Source organism: Klebsiella sp. M5al, assembly GCF_002090195.1.
GTDB lineage: Bacteria > Pseudomonadota > Gammaproteobacteria > Enterobacterales > Enterobacteriaceae > Klebsiella > Klebsiella grimontii.
In genome coordinates, this window is sequence record NZ_CP020657.1 from 1,977,568 (window position 1) to 1,992,893 (window position 15,326).

Consider the following 15,326-nt stretch of genomic DNA (forward strand, 5'->3'; position numbering starts at 1 on the left):
ATATTCTGCTGATGAAACCGCTATACTGGCCTGATACGCGACCGGTTTTTGCCCGGGAGCGTGCATGATTTGGACCGGAGGAGCGTTATGCGATCGCCCGCTGCATTACCCACAAGTATTCTGGTAGTCGAGATTATCGGCATGGTGCTGTTGACCCTGGCCTGGCTCTCGCTCAACCAGTACGTCAGCCTGCCCGCGCCGTTTTCCAGCCCGACGGCGGCGCTGCTGATGATCTTCGCGGGGATCCTGCTGATGCTCCCGGCCGCCGTGGCGTTAATGTGGCGCGTGGCGCAAGTCATTGCCCCGCAGTTGACGCACACGAAAACCCCACCTTCCTCACTGCCTGACAGAGAAAAACGAGATGACGCCGACCATTGAGCTGCTGCGTAGCCACCGTTCTATTCGCCATTTTACCGACGCGCCGATAAGCGACGAACAGCGCGCCGCGATTATTGCCAGCGCGCAGGGCGCTTCAAGCTCCAGTTTTTTACAATGTTCCTCAATTATTCGCGTTACCGACCCGGAAATACGTCAACAGCTGGTCCCGCTGAGCGGCGGTCAGCAGCACGTGGCGCAGGCCGCGGAGTTTTGGGTATTCTGCGCTGATTTTAACCGCAATCTGCAAATCTGCCCGGACGCTCAGCTGGGCCTCGCCGAACAGCTGCTGCTGGGCTGCGTCGATACCGCTCTTCTGGCGCAGAATGCGCTGGTGGCGGCGGAATCCCTTGGCCTGGGCGGCGTCTATATCGGCGGCCTGCGCAACAATATCGATGCGGTGACCGAGCTGCTGAAGCTCCCGCAGCACGTGCTGCCGCTGTTTGGCCTGTGCCTTGGCTGGCCTGACGATAACCCGGAAGTGAAACCGCGCATGCCGTCGGCGATGCTGGTGCATGAAAATCACTATCAGCCGCTGGATGAGACGGTCCTTGCGGAATATGACGAGCAGTTGGCGCAGTATTATCTCTCACGCGGCAGCAACACGCGTCGCGATACCTGGAGCGACCATATCCGCCGGACTATCGTCAAAGAGAGCCGTCCATTTATTCTGGAATATCTGCATAAGCAGGGATGGGCTACGCGCTGATTGCGTGTAAACTGCCCCTGGTCTGACGTAAGGAAATTCCGCAGGTCAGCGCTCATTGACTACCAAAGGCCCGCCGGAGCGGGTCTTTTCGCAGAGGTGCAGGGTGAAAATTGCCATATTATCCCGGGATGGAACGCTTTATTCATGTCGACGCCTGCGCGAAGCCGCGCAAAAACGCGGTCATCAGGTGGAAATCCTCGATCCGCTTTCCTGCTATATGAACGTCAGTCCGGTGGCCTCATCCATTCACTACAAAGGCCGCCAGCTCCCGCATTTTGACGCCGTCATTCCGCGCATCGGCACGGCGATTACCTACTACGGCACCGCGGCGCTGCGTCAGTTTGAGCTGCTGGGCAGCTATCCGCTCAATGAGTCCGTCGCCATCACCCGCGCCCGCGACAAGCTGCGTTCGCTCCAGCTGCTGGCGCGTCAGGGAATCGACCTGCCGCTCACCGGCATTGCCCATTCGCCAGACGATACCAGCGACCTGATCGCGATGGTTGGCGGCGCGCCGCTGGTGGTAAAGCTGGTGGAGGGCACTCAGGGCATCGGCGTCGTGCTGGCCGAAACGCGGCAGGCGGCAGAGAGCGTCATTGACGCTTTTCGCGGTCTGAATGCGCATATTCTGGTGCAGGAGTATATCGCCGAGGCGAAAGGCCGGGACGTGCGCTGCCTGGTCGTGGGCAATGAGGTCGTGGCGGCGATTGAGCGGCGGGCGAAGGAGGGGGATTTTCGCTCTAACCTGCATCGCGGCGGCGTAGCGTCGGTGGCGTTTATCAGCGAGCAGGAGCGTGAAATGGCCATTAAGGCCGCGCAGACGCTCGGGCTGGACGTCGCTGGCGTTGATATTCTGCGCGCCACGCGCGGTCCTCTGGTGATGGAGGTTAATGCTTCTCCGGGGCTTGAAGGGATTGAAACCACCACCGGCGTCGATATCGCCGGCAAAATGATCGCCTGGATCGAACGACAAGCCACGCCCGGATTTTGTCTGAAAATGGGCGGATAGTTCCCTTTCACGACACCGTCATGGAATACGCCGCTTTTTTTGCGTAAGCTATGGCGTCGCATTTTTCACAGTAAGAGGTCACAGGTCATATGGATTCACTGGTCGTTCCGGGTCTTGATACATTACGTCAATGGCTCGACGAATTGGGCATCAGCTTTTTTGAGTGTGATTCCTGCCAGGCACTGCACCTGCCGCATATGCAAAATTTCGAAGGCATTTTTGATGCCAAACTTGACCTGGTGGATAACGTGGTGCTTTTCTCCGCGCTGGCTGAGGTCAAACCCTCCGCACTGTTGCCGCTTTCCGCCGATCTTTCTGCGATTAACGCCAGTTCGTTGACGGTCAAAGCTTTCCTCGATATTCAGGACGATAATCTGCCGAAACTGGTGGTGTGTCAGGCATTGACCGTCGGCGTCGGCGTGACCCTCGACCAGTTCGCGTGGTTTTTCCGCCAGAGCGAAGAACAGATTTCTATGGTTATCCTTGAGGCCAGCGCCAATCAGGTGCTGTATAAGTCCGAGGAAGAAGAGCCGGCGGCTGAGAATATTCAGTACCATTTTCTTCACTAAGCCTGTCGAAAAATAGCGCAGCCACTGCCATGGCGGCTGCGTATTACGTGCTTTTATTCTGCTATTAACCTTCCTGTAAAGAATTTTTCACCGCCATTCTGCCGCTTTCGGCTTATCACATAGACCCTTATTGCATAAAAAATTGATAAAAGCCGTTTTTTTTACCTGGGCTATAGCCTCTTATTCTGGCTACAGTTATTCTGACGCTGCTTCCAGTTGCGGGCAACCATTCCGGGAGAGGTCCTCTCTCCTTTTCTTAGGCAATGAAAAAATATGCATGATTATTGCATGCGAACAAGTGCGTATATTCAGCCCGCTTGTTAACGGGCATTGAGAAGGAATAAGAGATATGACCGCCTTTGGTAAAAAATGGTTAACAGGTCTGGTTACGGGTGCGCTGATGGCCGTCTCTGCCGGTTCGCTCGCAGCCGAACAAAAAACCCTGCATGTTTATAACTGGTCTGATTATATTGCGCCGGATACGGTGGCGAATTTTGAAAAAGAGACCGGCATTAAAGTGGTGTATGACGTCTTTGACTCCAACGAAGTGCTGGAGGGTAAGCTCATGGCGGGCAGCACCGGTTTTGACCTGGTGGTGCCGTCGGCGAGTTTCCTTGAGCGCCAGCTGGCGGCAGGGGTTTTCCAGCCGCTGGATAAGAGCAAACTTCCCAACTGGAAAAATCTCGATCCGGAAGTGCTGAAGCTGGTGGCGAAGCACGACCCGGACAATAAATACGCGATCCCGTACCTGTGGGCGACCACCGGTATTGGCTATAACATCGATAAAGTGAAAGCCGTACTGGGTAAAGACGCGCCGCTGGACAGCTGGGATCTGGTGATGAAGCCGGAGAACCTGGAGAAACTGAAAAGCTGCGGCGTCTCCTTCCTTGATGCCCCGGAAGAGATTTTCGCCACCGTGCTGAACTACCTCGGCAAAGATCCTAACAGCAGTAAAGCCGACGATTACACCGGCCCGGCGACCGACCTGCTGCTGAAGCTGCGGCCGAATATTCGTTATTTCCACTCCTCGCAGTACATCAATGACCTGGCGAATGGCGATATCTGCGTCGCTATCGGCTGGGCGGGCGACGTATGGCAGGCGGCGAACCGGGCGAAAGAAGCGAAGAACGGCGTTAATGTCTCCTACTTTATTCCGAAAGAGGGGGCGCTGGCGTTCTTTGACGTCTTCGCGATGCCTGCAGATGCGAAAAACAAAGATGAGGCTTATCAGTTCCTCAACTACCTGATGCGCCCGGATGTTATCGCCCACATCAGCGATCATGTCTATTACGCTAACGGCAATAAAGCCTCTCTCCCGCTGGTCAGCGAAGAGATCCGCAATAACCCGGCCATTTATCCGCCGGCTGACGTCTTCGCCAAGCTGTTCACGCTAAAAGTACAGGATCCGAAAATCGACCGCGTGCGTACTCGCGCCTGGACGAAGGTGAAAAGCGGTAAGTAATTCTCCGTGAGTTGTAGGCCGGCGATGCCTCGCGCTGCCGGCAACAGGCGCACCGCGATGGTGCGCCTGCACCATGATTTGATTTCTGCCGGAGAACACCCCGTGAATGATGTGATTCCTCGCCCGCAGGCGAAAACCCCCAAAGCGCTGACCCCGCTGCTGGAAATCCGTAATTTAACCAAGTCGTTCGACGGTCAGCACGCCGTCGACGACGTCAACCTCACTATTTATAAAGGCGAAATTTTCGCACTGCTGGGCGCTTCCGGCTGCGGCAAGTCAACCCTGCTGCGTATGCTGGCGGGTTTTGAACAGCCTACCGCCGGACAGATTGTCCTGGATGGTGTCGATCTGGCGCGGGTGCCGCCGTATCAGCGGCCGATTAATATGATGTTCCAGTCCTACGCGCTGTTTCCCCATATGACGGTGGAGCAGAATATCGCCTTTGGCCTCAAGCAGGACAAATTGCCCAAGGCCGAAATCACCAGCCGGGTGCAGGAGATGCTGGCGCTGGTGCATATGCAGGAGTTTGCAAAGCGTAAACCGCATCAGCTCTCCGGCGGCCAGCGTCAGCGCGTGGCCCTGGCCCGCAGTCTGGCGAAAAGACCGAAACTGCTGCTGCTTGATGAGCCGATGGGGGCGCTGGATAAAAAGCTGCGCGATCGGATGCAGCTCGAAGTCGTCGATATTCTTGAGCGCGTCGGCGTCACCTGCGTGATGGTGACCCACGATCAGGAAGAGGCGATGACCATGGCGGGGCGTATCGCCATTATGAACCGCGGCAAGTTCGTGCAAATCGGCGAGCCGGAGGAAATTTACGAACACCCGACCACCCGCTACAGCGCGGAGTTTATTGGCTCGGTCAATGTCTTTGAAGGGCTGGTGAAAGAGCGTCAGGAAGATGGCCTGGTGCTGGACTCTCCGGGCCTGACCCATCCGCTGAAGGTCGATCCCGATGCCTCCGTCGTCGATAACGTTCCGGTGTGGGTGGCCCTGCGCCCGGAAAAAATCATGCTCTGCGAGGACCCGCCCGCGGATGGCTATAACTTCGCGGTGGGCGAGGTTATCTATATAGCCTATCTCGGCGACCTGTCTATCTACCATGTGCGCCTGAAAAGCGGGCAGATGCTGAGCGCTCAGCTGCAGAACGAACATCGTTACCGTAAGGGGGCGCCAACCTGGGGTGATGAGGTGCGTTTGTGCTGGGATGCCGATAGCTGCGTCGTGTTGACGGTGTAAGGAGAGGGCGATGAGTACATTAGAACCCCCGTCAGGCGTAAAAAAACCGGGCGGTTTTGCGCTATGGCTGGCGCGACTGCAGATGGCCCACGGGCGCAAGTTGGTTATTGCGCTGCCCTACGTGTGGCTGATCCTGCTGTTCCTGCTGCCGTTCCTGATTGTTTTTAAAATCAGCCTGGCGGAGATGGCGCGGGCGATCCCGCCGTACACCGACCTGCTGGAGTGGGCCGACGGTCAGCTCACGTTAACGCTGAATCTCGGGAATTTCCTGCAGCTCACCGACGATCCGCTCTATTTTGAAGCCTATCTGCAGTCGCTTCAGGTGGCGGCGATCTCGACGTTCTGCTGCCTGCTGTTGGGGTATCCGCTGGCGTGGGCGGTAGCGCACAGTAAGCCATCGACGCGAAATATCCTGCTGCTGCTGGTGATCCTGCCGTCATGGACCTCGTTTCTGATCCGCGTCTACGCCTGGATGGGGCTGCTGAAAAGCAACGGCGTGCTCAATAACTTCCTGCTGTGGCTGGGGATCATCGACCAGCCGCTGGAGATCCTGCACACCAACCTGGCGGTCTATATCGGTATTGTTTACGCCTATCTGCCGTTTATGGTGCTGCCGATCTATACCGCTCTCACGCGTATTGATTACTCGCTGGTGGAGGCGTCGCTGGATCTGGGCGCCCGACCGCTGAAGACTTTCTTCCAGGTGATCGTTCCGCTCACCAAAGGTGGGATTATTGCCGGGTCGATGCTGGTGTTTATTCCGGCGGTCGGGGAGTTCGTTATCCCGGAACTGCTGGGCGGCCCGGACAGCATTATGATTGGCCGCGTGCTGTGGCAGGAGTTCTTCAATAACCGCGACTGGCCGGTCGCGTCGGCGGTGGCGATCGTGATGCTGTTGCTGCTGATCGTGCCGATCATGTGGTTCCACAAGCATCAGCAAAAACAGGTGGGGGAACACGGATGAATAATTTGCCGGTAGTCCGTTCGCCGTGGCGAATTTTAATTCTGCTGCTCGGCTTTACCTTCTTGTATGCGCCGATGCTGATGCTGGTGATTTACTCGTTCAACAGCTCAAAGCTGGTGACGGTATGGGCCGGGTGGTCGACGCGCTGGTATCGCGAGCTGTTTCATGACGATGCGATGATGAGCGCGGTAGGCTTAAGTCTGACCATTGCCGCCTGCGCCGCGACGGCGGCGGTGATCCTCGGTACCATTGCCGCGGTGGTAATGGTGCGTTTTGGCCGCTTCCGCAGTTCAAACGGCTTTGCTTTTATGATCACCGCGCCGCTGGTGATGCCCGATGTGATTACCGGCCTGTCGCTGCTGCTGCTGTTTGTGGCGCTGGGGCATTCCATTGGCTGGCCGTCGGATCGCGGCATGCTGACCATCTGGCTGGCGCACGTCACCTTCTGTACCGCGTACGTCGCGGTGGTTATTTCATCGCGCCTGCGTGAGCTTGACCACTCCATTGAAGAGGCGGCGATGGATCTGGGGGCCGCGCCGCTGAAGGTCTTTTTCGTCATTACGCTGCCGATGATTATGCCGGCGGTGGTCTCCGGTTGGCTGCTGGCCTTTACGCTGTCGCTCGACGACCTTGTCATAGCCAGCTTTGTTTCCGGACCGGGGGCGACAACGCTACCGATGCTGGTCTTCTCCAGCGTGCGCATGGGGGTCAACCCGGAGATTAACGCCCTGGCGACGTTAATCCTCGGCGTGGTTGGAATTGTTGGTTTTATCGCCTGGTATTTGATGGCCCGCGCGGAAAAGCAGCGGGTACGCGATATCCAGCGTGCAAGAACCGGCTGAACCACCTAAAATCTGCAATAGAGTTAACATCGGCGCCGCACTTGAGGCGCCGTTTTCATGGAAGACTTTACGTTGGGATTGTTTACTAATACGCGTTCTTCTCATGCACGTCTTAACGTTCCTGCGCTGGTGCAGGTGGCGGCCTTCGCCATTATTTTAATCCGCGGTCTGGATTTGCTGATGATCCTCAACCAGCTTGGCGTTCAGGGAATGGTGGATTTTGTCCATCGCAGCGTGCAGACGTGGGCGCTCACCCTGGTGTTCCTCTCAAGCCTGGTGCTGGTGTTTATTGAAATCTGGTGCGCTTTTTCGCTGGTAAAAGGGCGCAACTGGGCGCGTTGGCTATTCTTGTTGACGCAGATTATCGTGATTGGCTACCTGTGGGCCGCGTCATTGGGCTACGGTTACCCCGAGCTGTTTAGCATTGCCGGGGAATCGAAGCGCGAAATCTTTCGCTCCCTGGTGCTGCAAAAACTACCGGATCTGCTGGTGCTGGCGATGCTGTTTGTGCCGGCCCCGTGCCGACGCTTTTTCCGTTTACAGTAACGGTGATACAATCCCCGCCCCTGTTTTTATGAAGGTCTTGTTATGCATTGCGCACTTTATGACGCGGGTCGCTGCCGCTCCTGCCAGTGGCTGGAACTGCCGATATCCCAACAGCTCGCCGATAAAATGGCCGATCTGCGCGCGCTTTTGGCCGATGCGCCCGTCGCTGAGTGGTGCGCACCGGCTTGCGGCCCGGAGAGTGGGTTTCGCAACAAAGCCAAAATGGTGGTCAGCGGTAGCGTTGAGCGCCCGCTGCTCGGGATGCTGCACCGTGATGGCGCTCCGGAAGACCTGACCGATTGCCCGCTTTATCCGCAAAGCTTCGCGCCGGTTTTCGCTGCGCTTAAGCCGTTTATCGCCCGCGCCGGGCTCACGCCCTATCATGTCGCCCGCAGGCGCGGAGAGCTGAAGTACATTCTGCTGACCGAAAGCCGGCTCGACGGCGGTATGATGCTGCGCTTTGTCCTGCGCTCGGAGACCAGGCTTACCCAGCTGCGCGCCGCGCTGCCGGCGCTGCAGGCGTTGCTGCCGCAGTTGAAAGTCATTACCGCCAATATTCAGCCGGTGCATATGGCTATCATGGAGGGGCCGCAGGAAATTTTCCTTACCGACCAGCAGGCGCTGGCGGAAAATTTCAACGGCGTACCGCTGTGGATCCGCCCGCAGAGCTTCTTTCAGACTAACCCGACGGTCGCCAGCCGGCTGTATGCCACCGCTCGCGACTGGGTGCGCCAGTTGCCGGTCAACCATATGTGGGATCTGTTCTGCGGCGTCGGCGGCTTTGGTCTGCACTGCGCTTCGCCTGAGATGCGCCTGACCGGGATCGAAATCGCCCCGGAAGCCATCGCCTGCGCGAAGCAGTCGGCGGCAGAGCTCGGCCTGCATAACCTGCATTTCCAGGCGCTTGATTCCACGCAGTTTGCCACCGGCGAAGGCGAGATCCCGGATCTGGTGCTGGTGAATCCGCCGCGTCGCGGCATCGGCGACGAGCTATGCGCGTATTTAAGCCGTATGGCGCCGGAGTTTATTATCTATTCCAGCTGCAACGCCCGAACGATGGCGAAAGATATCGCTCGCCTGAGCGGTTATCGTATTGAGCGCGTCCAGCTGTTCGATATGTTCCCCCACACCGCCCATTATGAGGTGCTGACCCTGCTGGTTCGCGAAGTATAAACAAAATGTGAACTCTTCAGGCGGTGAAGATCGGGTAAGCTTGGCTAATCAGAACGTAAGAATAGCGGAGTGCTGCCGGTGGCAAAAAAAATCCTGTTGGTTGAAGATGATGAAGATATCGCCGCGCTGCTGCGCCTGAATCTGCTGGATGAGGGTTATCAGATTGTCCACGTGGCGGACGGGGCGCAGGCCCTGAGTCTGCTGGAAAAAGAGCTTTGGGATGCGGTGATCCTCGACCTGATGCTGCCGGGCGTCGACGGTCTGGAAATTTGTCGCCGCATTCGTCAGCAAACCCGCTATCTGCCGGTGATTATTATCAGCGCCCGCGCCAGCGAAACCCAACGGGTGCAGGGGCTGGAGATGGGAGCGGATGATTACCTGGCCAAACCGTTTTCGATTCTCGAACTGACCGCCCGGGTTAAGGCGGTGTTCCGTCGTCAGGAGGCGATGGGGCAAAATCTGCTGATGGATGCCGGGCGTATTGCCAGCCATGGTTTAAGCATTGACCCCTTATCGCGCGACGTTAAGCTGCGCGGCGAGACGGTGGATCTGACGCCGCGCGAGTTCGACCTGCTCTACTACTTTGCCCGCCATCCGGGGGAGGTCTTTTCCCGCCTTGAGCTGCTCGATCGGGTGTGGGGCTATCAGCACGACGGCTATGAGCATACGGTCAATACTCATATCAACCGCCTGCGCACCAAAATTGAGCGCGACCCGGCGGAGCCGGACATCATTCTGACCGTCTGGGGAAAAGGCTATAAGTTTGCCGTGGAGCGCAAAGAGGCGCAGCCATGATCCGCCGTCTCAGCCTCAGCCAGCGCCTGGCGCTGGTGTTTACCTCACTGCTGCTGCTCTGCTCCATAGCCGTTTGCCTGATCCAGCTGTACAGCAGCGCGCAGTACGGTAATGTAATGGTCCAGCGTCTCTCCGCCGGGCTGGCGCAGCAGATCGCCGCCCGCGAGCCGCTGCTGGACGCTCAGGGGCAGGTTGACCGCCAGATGCTGAAACCGCTTTTTGACCGGCTGATGACCTTTAATCCCAGCGTGGAGCTGTATCTGCTTTCGCCCGACGGCGAGCTGCTGGCCGACGCCGCGCCGCCGGGGCATATTAAGCGCCAGCGCATCGATCTGGCGCCGGTGCAAACGTTCCTGTCCGGCGGCGCCTGGCCGGTGTACGGCGACGATCCGCGCAGCCTTGATAAGCAAAAGGTGTTTAGCGTGGCGCCGCTGCGCCAGGACGGCCAGCTGCGCGGCTATCTCTACATTATCCTGCAAGGCGAAACCTTTAATGAGCTGGCGGCGAGCGCCTGGCAGAAAACCTTGTGGAGCCTGCTGCTGTGGACTCTGCTGCTGGTGGCCGGTCTCGGCGGGCTGGCGGGCTGGCTGGCCTGGTTCTGGGTAACGCGCCCGGTGCGTCAGCTCACCGCGCTGGTGGCAACCGACAGCCAGGACAGTATTCATGCGATCAAGGCGCTGGCGGCGCAAACCCCGGAGGCAAACCCCGGAAATGAAGTGGCCGTGCTGCACAATCGCTTTATTGAGTTGGCTCGCCAGATTGCCAGCCAGTGGGACCGTCTGGCCGATAGCGATCGTCAGCGGCGGGAATTTGTCGCCAACATCTCCCACGATTTACGCACGCCGCTTACCTCTTTGCTGGGATATCTGGAAACGTTAAGCCTGAAGGCCGATCGCCTGACGATGGAGGAGAACAAGCAGTATCTGAATATCGCCCTGCGCCAGGGCAACAAAGTCCGCCATCTGTCTCAGCAGCTGTTTGAGCTGGCTCGCCTGGAGCACGGCGGGATTAAGCCGCAGCCGGAAACATTTGTGTTGGCCGAGCTGGTACAGGATGTGGCGCAAAAATTCGACCTGCCAATCGCGACGCGCAATATCGGTCTACGGCTGGAGCTGGCCACTGGGTTACCGCCGATAACCGCGGATCTCTCGATGATTGAGCGGGTGCTGACTAATCTGCTCGATAACGCCATTCGTCATACCCCGGAAGGCGGGCTTATCCGTCTGGCGGCGCGTCGCTCGGGACCGGAGTTTATCGTCGAGGTGGCCGACAGCGGGCCGGGCATTGGCAGCGAGCTGCGGGCAACGCTGTTCGAGCGGCCTTCGGTGCTGGCGCCTGGCGCGCAAAGCGCATCACGAGGGGGACTGGGGTTGATGATTGTGCGACGGATGCTGCAGCTGCACGGCGGCGATATTCGCCTGCTTGACGCGCCGGCAGGGGCCTGTTTCCAGTTTACCCTGCCGGTGTAAGGTTGCGGATTAGCCGATCGGGCTACCGGTTTACCGCCGTCTGCTAATCGGTCGCCCGGGTAAGGCGTTTACGCCGCAACCCGGGGACTGCGCCGGGATTGAGGCTTTGTTGCGGCTGTTTCCCGGGCCGCGCTGCGCTTGCCCGGGCTACGGGGCCACGGCTGTCTGCGGGCCGGTAGCCCGGACAGGCGCGTCAAGCGCCGCCTCCGGGAAATGCTTACTCCGGGAACCACTGCTTGCTGATTTTATCGTAGGTACCGTCAGCTTTAATCGCCTTCAGCGCCGCGTTCAGTTTTTCCAGCAGCGCTTTGTTATCCGGGCGTACCGCAATGCCGAGGCCGGTGCCGAAGTACTGCGCGTCGGTCACTTTCGGCGTCGCCGCGCCCAGCTGCGGGTTGGTTTTCAGCCACTCGTTGACCACGGCGGTATCGCCAAACACCCCGTCAATACGGCCATTTTTCAGGTCGATAAACGCATTCTGGTAGCTATCGTAAGCCACGGTTTTCACCTCAGGATGTTTATCCTGCAGGTATTTCTGGTGCGTGGTGCCGTTTTCCATCCCGATGCGTTTGCCTTTCAGATCGTCAAAAGAGTGGAAGGCATCTTTCTTCGAGATAACCAGCGCGGAGTTAGCGTAGTACGGGTCGGTGAACGCCACCTGCTTGCTGCGCCCCGGGGTAATATCCATGCCGGAAATGACCGCATCATATTTCTTGAATTTGAGCGCCGGGATCAGGCTGTCGAAAGCATGGTTGGTAAAAGTACACTCGGCCTGCATCTGTTTGCACAGCGCGTTCGCCAGGTCGATGTCGAAACCGGCGATTTGGTTATTGGCGTCCATGGATTCAAACGGTGGGTAAGTTGCAGAAACGCCAAAGCTGATTTTTTCTGCGGCAGCGGCGCCAAAGGCGAAAGAGCTAAGCAGTGCGGCCAGAACTAACTTTTTCATTGTGGAACTCCCGTCGGTCAATCTTATGATGTTGTGCCGTGTTTGCGGCTGGGTCTAACAATGCCACCAAATGAATTTATATTCAATAAAGATGGATAGTTATTTTTATTAGGTTAAAAAAAGACGGATAATTCAGTGAGGTTATCCGTCTTGGTCTGGCTAGTTATGCGATTTTAATTCCGTCGCTCAAACGCCAGCGCTTTATGTTCAATCAGGCGCATCAGCAGCGTCAGCAGGCCGTTGACCACCAGGTAGACAATACCGGCGGCGCCGAACACCATCACGTCATAGGTGCGGCCATAGAGCAGCTGGCTGTGACCCATCACTTCCATCAGGGTAATGGTGTAGGCCAGAGACGTACTCTTGAACACCAGCACCACTTCGTTGGAGTAGGAGGAGAGGGCGCGTTTAAAGGCGTACGGCAGCAGGATCGCCAGGGTATCTTTCTTGCTCATCCCCAGCGCGCCGCAGGATTGCCACTGGCCGTCCGGGATGGCGCGAATGGCGCCATGAAACAGCTGCGTGGTATAGGCGGCGCTATTAAGAGAAAGGGCGATCAGCGCGCAGAGCCAGGGCTCGGAAATCAGATGCCAGAGTACCGGATACTCCTGCAGCGACGGGAACTGTCCCGGGCCGTAGTAAATCAGGAAGATCTGCACCAGCAGCGGCGTGCCGGTAAACAGCGTGATATAGCCGCGCACGATCCACACCAGCACCGGCGTTTTTAGCGTCAGGATAATGGTAAAGATCAGCGACAGAATCAGCGCCACGACGATAGAGGCCGCCGTCAGCGTCAGGCTGGTATGCAGCCCTTTTAGCAGTTCAGGTAAGTAATCAAGCATCAGCCCGGTCTCCGTTCGAAGCGCGTCGCACGCTGGTCAATACGTTTCAGGATGTACTGACTCAACAGGGTGATGACCAGATAGATTGCCGCCGCGATGATGTACCAGTTAAACGGCTCCTGGGTACGAGTGGCGATGCTTTTGGTTTGCAGCATCAGGTCGTTGACGCTGATCAGGCTCACCAGCGCGGTATCCTTCAGCAGCACCAGCCACTGGTTACCGAGACCCGGCAGCGCGTGACGCCACATTTGCGGCATCACTAAGCGAAAGAAAATAGCGGCTTTCGATAGTCCTAGCGCCTGGCCGGATTCCCATTGCCCTTGCGGAACGGCCTTTAGCGCTCCGCGCAAGGTCTGCGATGCGTAAGCGGCATACAGCAGAGAAAGCGCGATAGCTCCGCAGAGGAACGGGCTGACGTCGAAGTTTTCAATCTGCATCTGTACCGGGATCTGCACAAAGCCGAGATTGATCGTAAAGCCGTCAGAAAGGGTCAGCAGCAGCTGTGAGGAACCAAAATAGATAAACAGAACCACCAGAATTTCCGGTAGTCCGCGTAAAAGGGTGACAATGCCGGTTGCGAGCCAGGCGATCGGACGCAGCTTCACCGACTCGAGGACGGCAAACAGCATCGCCAGCACCAGGCCGATGATCAGGGCGCAAACGGCAAGGCCGACGGTCATCCCGGCGGCGCTTGCTAATGGAAAAAATTCGTTCATTCAGCGTTACTTCTGGAACCATTTGTTATAGATAGACTGGTAAGTCCCATCGCTTTTTACTTTTTCCAGCGCAGCGTTAAATTTCTGCTGCAGTTCGGTATTGCCCTGACGTAGCGCGATGCCGAGACCGGTGCCGAAGTAGTCTTTATCGGTAACCTTGTCGCCCACCGCGGCCAGCTTCGGATTGCTCTTCAGCCATTCGGTCACTACGGCGGTATCGCCGAATACCGCATCAATACGGCCGTTCTGCAGGTCCAGCTTCGCATTCTGGTAGCTGTCGTAAGGAACGGTAGTGATTTCCGGGTGTTTGTCGGTGATGAATTTCTGGTGAGTGGTGCCGTTCTGCACGCCGACTTTTTTGCCTTTCAGGGCATCAATGCTGGTGAATTTACCCTGCTGGCCGACGAACAGCGCGGAATTCTCATAGTACGGGGTGGTGAACAGCACCTGCTTTTCACGCTCAGGAGTGATGTCCATCCCGGCCATGACCGCGTCGAAACGACGGAACTTCAGGCTGGGGATCAGGCTATCGAAGGCCTGGTTGGTAAAGGTGCAGGTCGCATCAATCTCTTTACACAGGGCGTTCGCCAGATCGACGTCAAAGCCGACAATTTTGTTGTTGGCATCGATCGATTCAAATGGAGGGTAGGAGGCCTCGGTGGCGAAACGAATGGTCTGGGCTGCGGTAGCGGAGAGGCTCATGCCCGCAAGAAGAGCGGCAATCAGTACTTTTTTCATCGTCATTTCCCCGAAAACATCAATGTGAAAGATAGTTTTTAAACGCGTCGGTCTGCGGATGCGCGAAGCAGCCGGCATCACCTTGTTCAACGATATGGCCATTTTCCATATAGACCACGCGGCTGGCTGTTTTGCGCGCCACTTCCACTTCGTGGGTGACGATAACCTGCGTAATGCCGGTTTCAGCCAGTTCGCGGATAATACTGACGATCTGGGCGGTGATTTCTGGATCGAGCGCCGCCGTGGGTTCATCAAAGAGCAGAACCTGCGGTTCCATCATTAGGGCGCGGGCAATGGCCACGCGCTGCTGCTGGCCGCCGGAAAGATGCAGCGGGTAGCGATCGCTATAGGGTTTCAGGCGCAGACGTTCGAGCAGCTTTTCCGCGCGGTCTAACGCCCGATCTTTGCTTAAACCGAGTACGCGGCAGGGGGCTTCAATCAGATTTTGCTGCACGGTCAGATGCGGCCACAGATTATACTGTTGGAAAACCATACCCACGTTCTGGCGCAGCTCGCGAATGGCTTTGTCAGAAGGCGCTTTGGTAAAGTCGAAATGGTTTCCGGCGATATGCAACGTACCGGAACGCGGCATCTCCAGCAGATTGAGGACGCGCAGCAGCGAGCTTTTACCGGCACCGCTTGGGCCGAGCAGCACCAGCGTTTCCCCCTGCGGGCAATCCAGCGTGATGTCGAACAGCGCCTGGTGCGCGCCGTAGAAGCAATTAATGCCGTTTAATTTAATGCTCATCTGGGCAGTCTGATACAAATAGCAATTGAGGCCGCAAATAGTACCTTTGGCAGAATAGTTATGCAATATTTATGCGTTAAAAGTTAAATGTAAACCATGTTTACATTTAAAGTTAGCACAAAATATGGCTTCGTGAAGGCGGGAGAAGTCAATGTCGGCATTACCAGCGGAAATGCCGACATTTTAC

Annotated in this window: 17 protein-coding genes; 12 read left to right on the forward strand and 5 right to left on the reverse strand. The window is 57.1% G+C overall.

Features of this window, described 5'->3' with window-relative positions; all coding sequences use genetic code 11:
• Nucleotides 1–87: 87 nt before the first annotated feature.
• From BWI76_RS09440 to BWI76_RS09495, 12 genes are all read left to right on the forward strand, one after another.
• Nucleotides 88–378, forward strand: a complete 291-nt coding sequence (locus BWI76_RS09440; RefSeq protein WP_004134601.1) for a YbjC family protein — start codon at nt 88–90, stop codon at nt 376–378.
• Nucleotides 362–1,084 carry a nitroreductase NfsA gene (nfsA, locus tag BWI76_RS09445; protein WP_004134599.1) on the forward strand — a complete coding sequence of 241 codons (723 nt, stop codon included), beginning with the start codon at nt 362–364 and terminating at the stop codon, nt 1,082–1,084. Before BWI76_RS09440 ends, nfsA begins: the two co-directional genes overlap by 17 nt.
• A 103-nt stretch (nt 1,085–1,187) precedes the next feature.
• Nucleotides 1,188–2,090 carry a 30S ribosomal protein S6--L-glutamate ligase gene (rimK, locus tag BWI76_RS09450; protein ID WP_004134597.1) on the forward strand — a complete coding sequence of 301 codons (903 nt, stop codon included), beginning with the start codon at nt 1,188–1,190 and terminating at the stop codon, nt 2,088–2,090.
• Nucleotides 2,091–2,179: 89 nt separating this feature from the next.
• Complete coding sequence (locus tag BWI76_RS09455) at nt 2,180–2,659, forward strand: YbjN domain-containing protein (protein WP_004130838.1); 480 nt, start codon at nt 2,180–2,182, stop codon at nt 2,657–2,659.
• Between the two features lie 349 nt (nt 2,660–3,008).
• Nucleotides 3,009–4,121, forward strand: a complete 1,113-nt coding sequence (gene potF / locus BWI76_RS09460) for a spermidine/putrescine ABC transporter substrate-binding protein PotF (protein WP_004134594.1) — start codon at nt 3,009–3,011, stop codon at nt 4,119–4,121.
• 102 nt (nt 4,122–4,223) lie between these two features.
• Complete coding sequence (potG, locus tag BWI76_RS09465; protein WP_004134592.1) at nt 4,224–5,357, forward strand: putrescine ABC transporter ATP-binding subunit PotG; 1,134 nt, start codon at nt 4,224–4,226, stop codon at nt 5,355–5,357.
• Nucleotides 5,358–5,367: 10 nt separating this feature from the next.
• The gene (gene potH, locus BWI76_RS09470) at nt 5,368–6,321 is read left to right on the forward strand and encodes a putrescine ABC transporter permease PotH (protein WP_004134590.1); all 954 of its coding nucleotides are present in this window, start codon (nt 5,368–5,370) and stop codon (nt 6,319–6,321) included.
• On the forward strand, nt 6,318–7,163 hold the full coding sequence (gene potI, locus BWI76_RS09475) for a putrescine ABC transporter permease PotI (RefSeq protein ID WP_004134588.1): 846 nt from the start codon (nt 6,318–6,320) through the stop codon (nt 7,161–7,163). The genes potH and potI overlap by 4 nt, the downstream gene beginning before the upstream one ends.
• Before the next feature lie 57 nt (nt 7,164–7,220).
• Nucleotides 7,221–7,709, forward strand: coding sequence for a YbjO family protein (locus BWI76_RS09480; protein WP_004134587.1), 489 nt, complete (start codon nt 7,221–7,223; stop codon nt 7,707–7,709).
• Between the two features lie 42 nt (nt 7,710–7,751).
• Nucleotides 7,752–8,882 carry a 23S rRNA (uracil(747)-C(5))-methyltransferase RlmC gene (rlmC, locus tag BWI76_RS09485; protein WP_004134585.1) on the forward strand — a complete coding sequence of 377 codons (1,131 nt, stop codon included), beginning with the start codon at nt 7,752–7,754 and terminating at the stop codon, nt 8,880–8,882.
• Between the two features lie 78 nt (nt 8,883–8,960).
• Nucleotides 8,961–9,677 (forward strand): response regulator transcription factor, encoded by a 717-nt coding sequence (locus tag BWI76_RS09490; protein WP_004134579.1) that lies wholly within the window; start codon nt 8,961–8,963, stop codon nt 9,675–9,677.
• Nucleotides 9,674–11,146, forward strand: a complete 1,473-nt coding sequence (locus BWI76_RS09495; RefSeq protein ID WP_064371662.1) for an ATP-binding protein — start codon at nt 9,674–9,676, stop codon at nt 11,144–11,146. The genes BWI76_RS09490 and BWI76_RS09495 overlap by 4 nt, the downstream gene beginning before the upstream one ends.
• A gap of 217 nt (nt 11,147–11,363) precedes the next feature.
• Here BWI76_RS09495 and artJ read toward each other — a convergent pair whose 3' ends face one another.
• The 5 genes from artJ to artP all read right to left on the reverse strand — a co-directional run bounded on the left by artJ (nt 11,364) and on the right by artP (nt 15,139).
• On the reverse strand, nt 11,364–12,095 hold the full coding sequence (gene artJ, locus BWI76_RS09500; protein WP_049090042.1) for an arginine ABC transporter substrate-binding protein ArtJ: 732 nt from the start codon (nt 12,093–12,095) through the stop codon (nt 11,364–11,366).
• Nucleotides 12,096–12,268: 173 nt separating this feature from the next.
• Nucleotides 12,269–12,937, reverse strand: a complete 669-nt coding sequence (gene artM, locus BWI76_RS09505) for an arginine ABC transporter permease ArtM (RefSeq protein WP_004130864.1) — start codon at nt 12,935–12,937, stop codon at nt 12,269–12,271.
• Nucleotides 12,937–13,653, reverse strand: coding sequence for an arginine ABC transporter permease ArtQ (gene artQ, locus BWI76_RS09510; RefSeq protein ID WP_049090041.1), 717 nt, complete (start codon nt 13,651–13,653; stop codon nt 12,937–12,939). Before artQ ends, artM begins: the two co-directional genes overlap by 1 nt.
• 6 nt (nt 13,654–13,659) lie before the next feature.
• Nucleotides 13,660–14,391: an arginine ABC transporter substrate-binding protein ArtI gene (artI, locus tag BWI76_RS09515; protein WP_004130868.1), complete on the reverse strand. Its 732-nt coding sequence runs from the start codon at nt 14,389–14,391 to the stop codon at nt 13,660–13,662.
• A gap of 19 nt (nt 14,392–14,410) precedes the next feature.
• Nucleotides 14,411–15,139 carry an arginine ABC transporter ATP-binding protein ArtP gene (artP, locus tag BWI76_RS09520; RefSeq protein WP_024360099.1) on the reverse strand — a complete coding sequence of 243 codons (729 nt, stop codon included), beginning with the start codon at nt 15,137–15,139 and terminating at the stop codon, nt 14,411–14,413.
• Nucleotides 15,140–15,326 lie beyond the last annotated feature (187 nt).

What these genes read in the sequence shown, in the direction of transcription:
- BWI76_RS09480 (WP_004134587.1), top strand. Translation starts at nt 7,221, where the DNA reads ATGGAAGACTTTACGTTGGGATTGTTTACTAATACGCGTTCTTCTCAT.
- BWI76_RS09495 (WP_064371662.1), top strand. Translation starts at nt 9,674, where the DNA reads ATGATCCGCCGTCTCAGCCTCAGCCAGCGCCTGGCGCTGGTGTTTACC.
- artI (WP_004130868.1), bottom strand. Translation starts at nt 14,391, where the DNA reads ATGAAAAAAGTACTGATTGCCGCTCTTCTTGCGGGCATGAGCCTCTCC.
- nfsA (WP_004134599.1), top strand. Translation starts at nt 362, where the DNA reads ATGACGCCGACCATTGAGCTGCTGCGTAGCCACCGTTCTATTCGCCAT.
- artJ (WP_049090042.1), bottom strand. Translation starts at nt 12,095, where the DNA reads ATGAAAAAGTTAGTTCTGGCCGCACTGCTTAGCTCTTTCGCCTTTGGC.
- artQ (WP_049090041.1), bottom strand. Translation starts at nt 13,653, where the DNA reads ATGAACGAATTTTTTCCATTAGCAAGCGCCGCCGGGATGACCGTCGGC.
- potH (WP_004134590.1), top strand. Translation starts at nt 5,368, where the DNA reads ATGAGTACATTAGAACCCCCGTCAGGCGTAAAAAAACCGGGCGGTTTT.
- artP (WP_024360099.1), bottom strand. Translation starts at nt 15,139, where the DNA reads ATGAGCATTAAATTAAACGGCATTAATTGCTTCTACGGCGCGCACCAG.
- potI (WP_004134588.1), top strand. Translation starts at nt 6,318, where the DNA reads ATGAATAATTTGCCGGTAGTCCGTTCGCCGTGGCGAATTTTAATTCTG.
- BWI76_RS09440 (WP_004134601.1), top strand. Translation starts at nt 88, where the DNA reads ATGCGATCGCCCGCTGCATTACCCACAAGTATTCTGGTAGTCGAGATT.
- BWI76_RS09455 (WP_004130838.1), top strand. Translation starts at nt 2,180, where the DNA reads ATGGATTCACTGGTCGTTCCGGGTCTTGATACATTACGTCAATGGCTC.
- rlmC (WP_004134585.1), top strand. Translation starts at nt 7,752, where the DNA reads ATGCATTGCGCACTTTATGACGCGGGTCGCTGCCGCTCCTGCCAGTGG.
- potF (WP_004134594.1), top strand. Translation starts at nt 3,009, where the DNA reads ATGACCGCCTTTGGTAAAAAATGGTTAACAGGTCTGGTTACGGGTGCG.
- artM (WP_004130864.1), bottom strand. Translation starts at nt 12,937, where the DNA reads ATGCTTGATTACTTACCTGAACTGCTAAAAGGGCTGCATACCAGCCTG.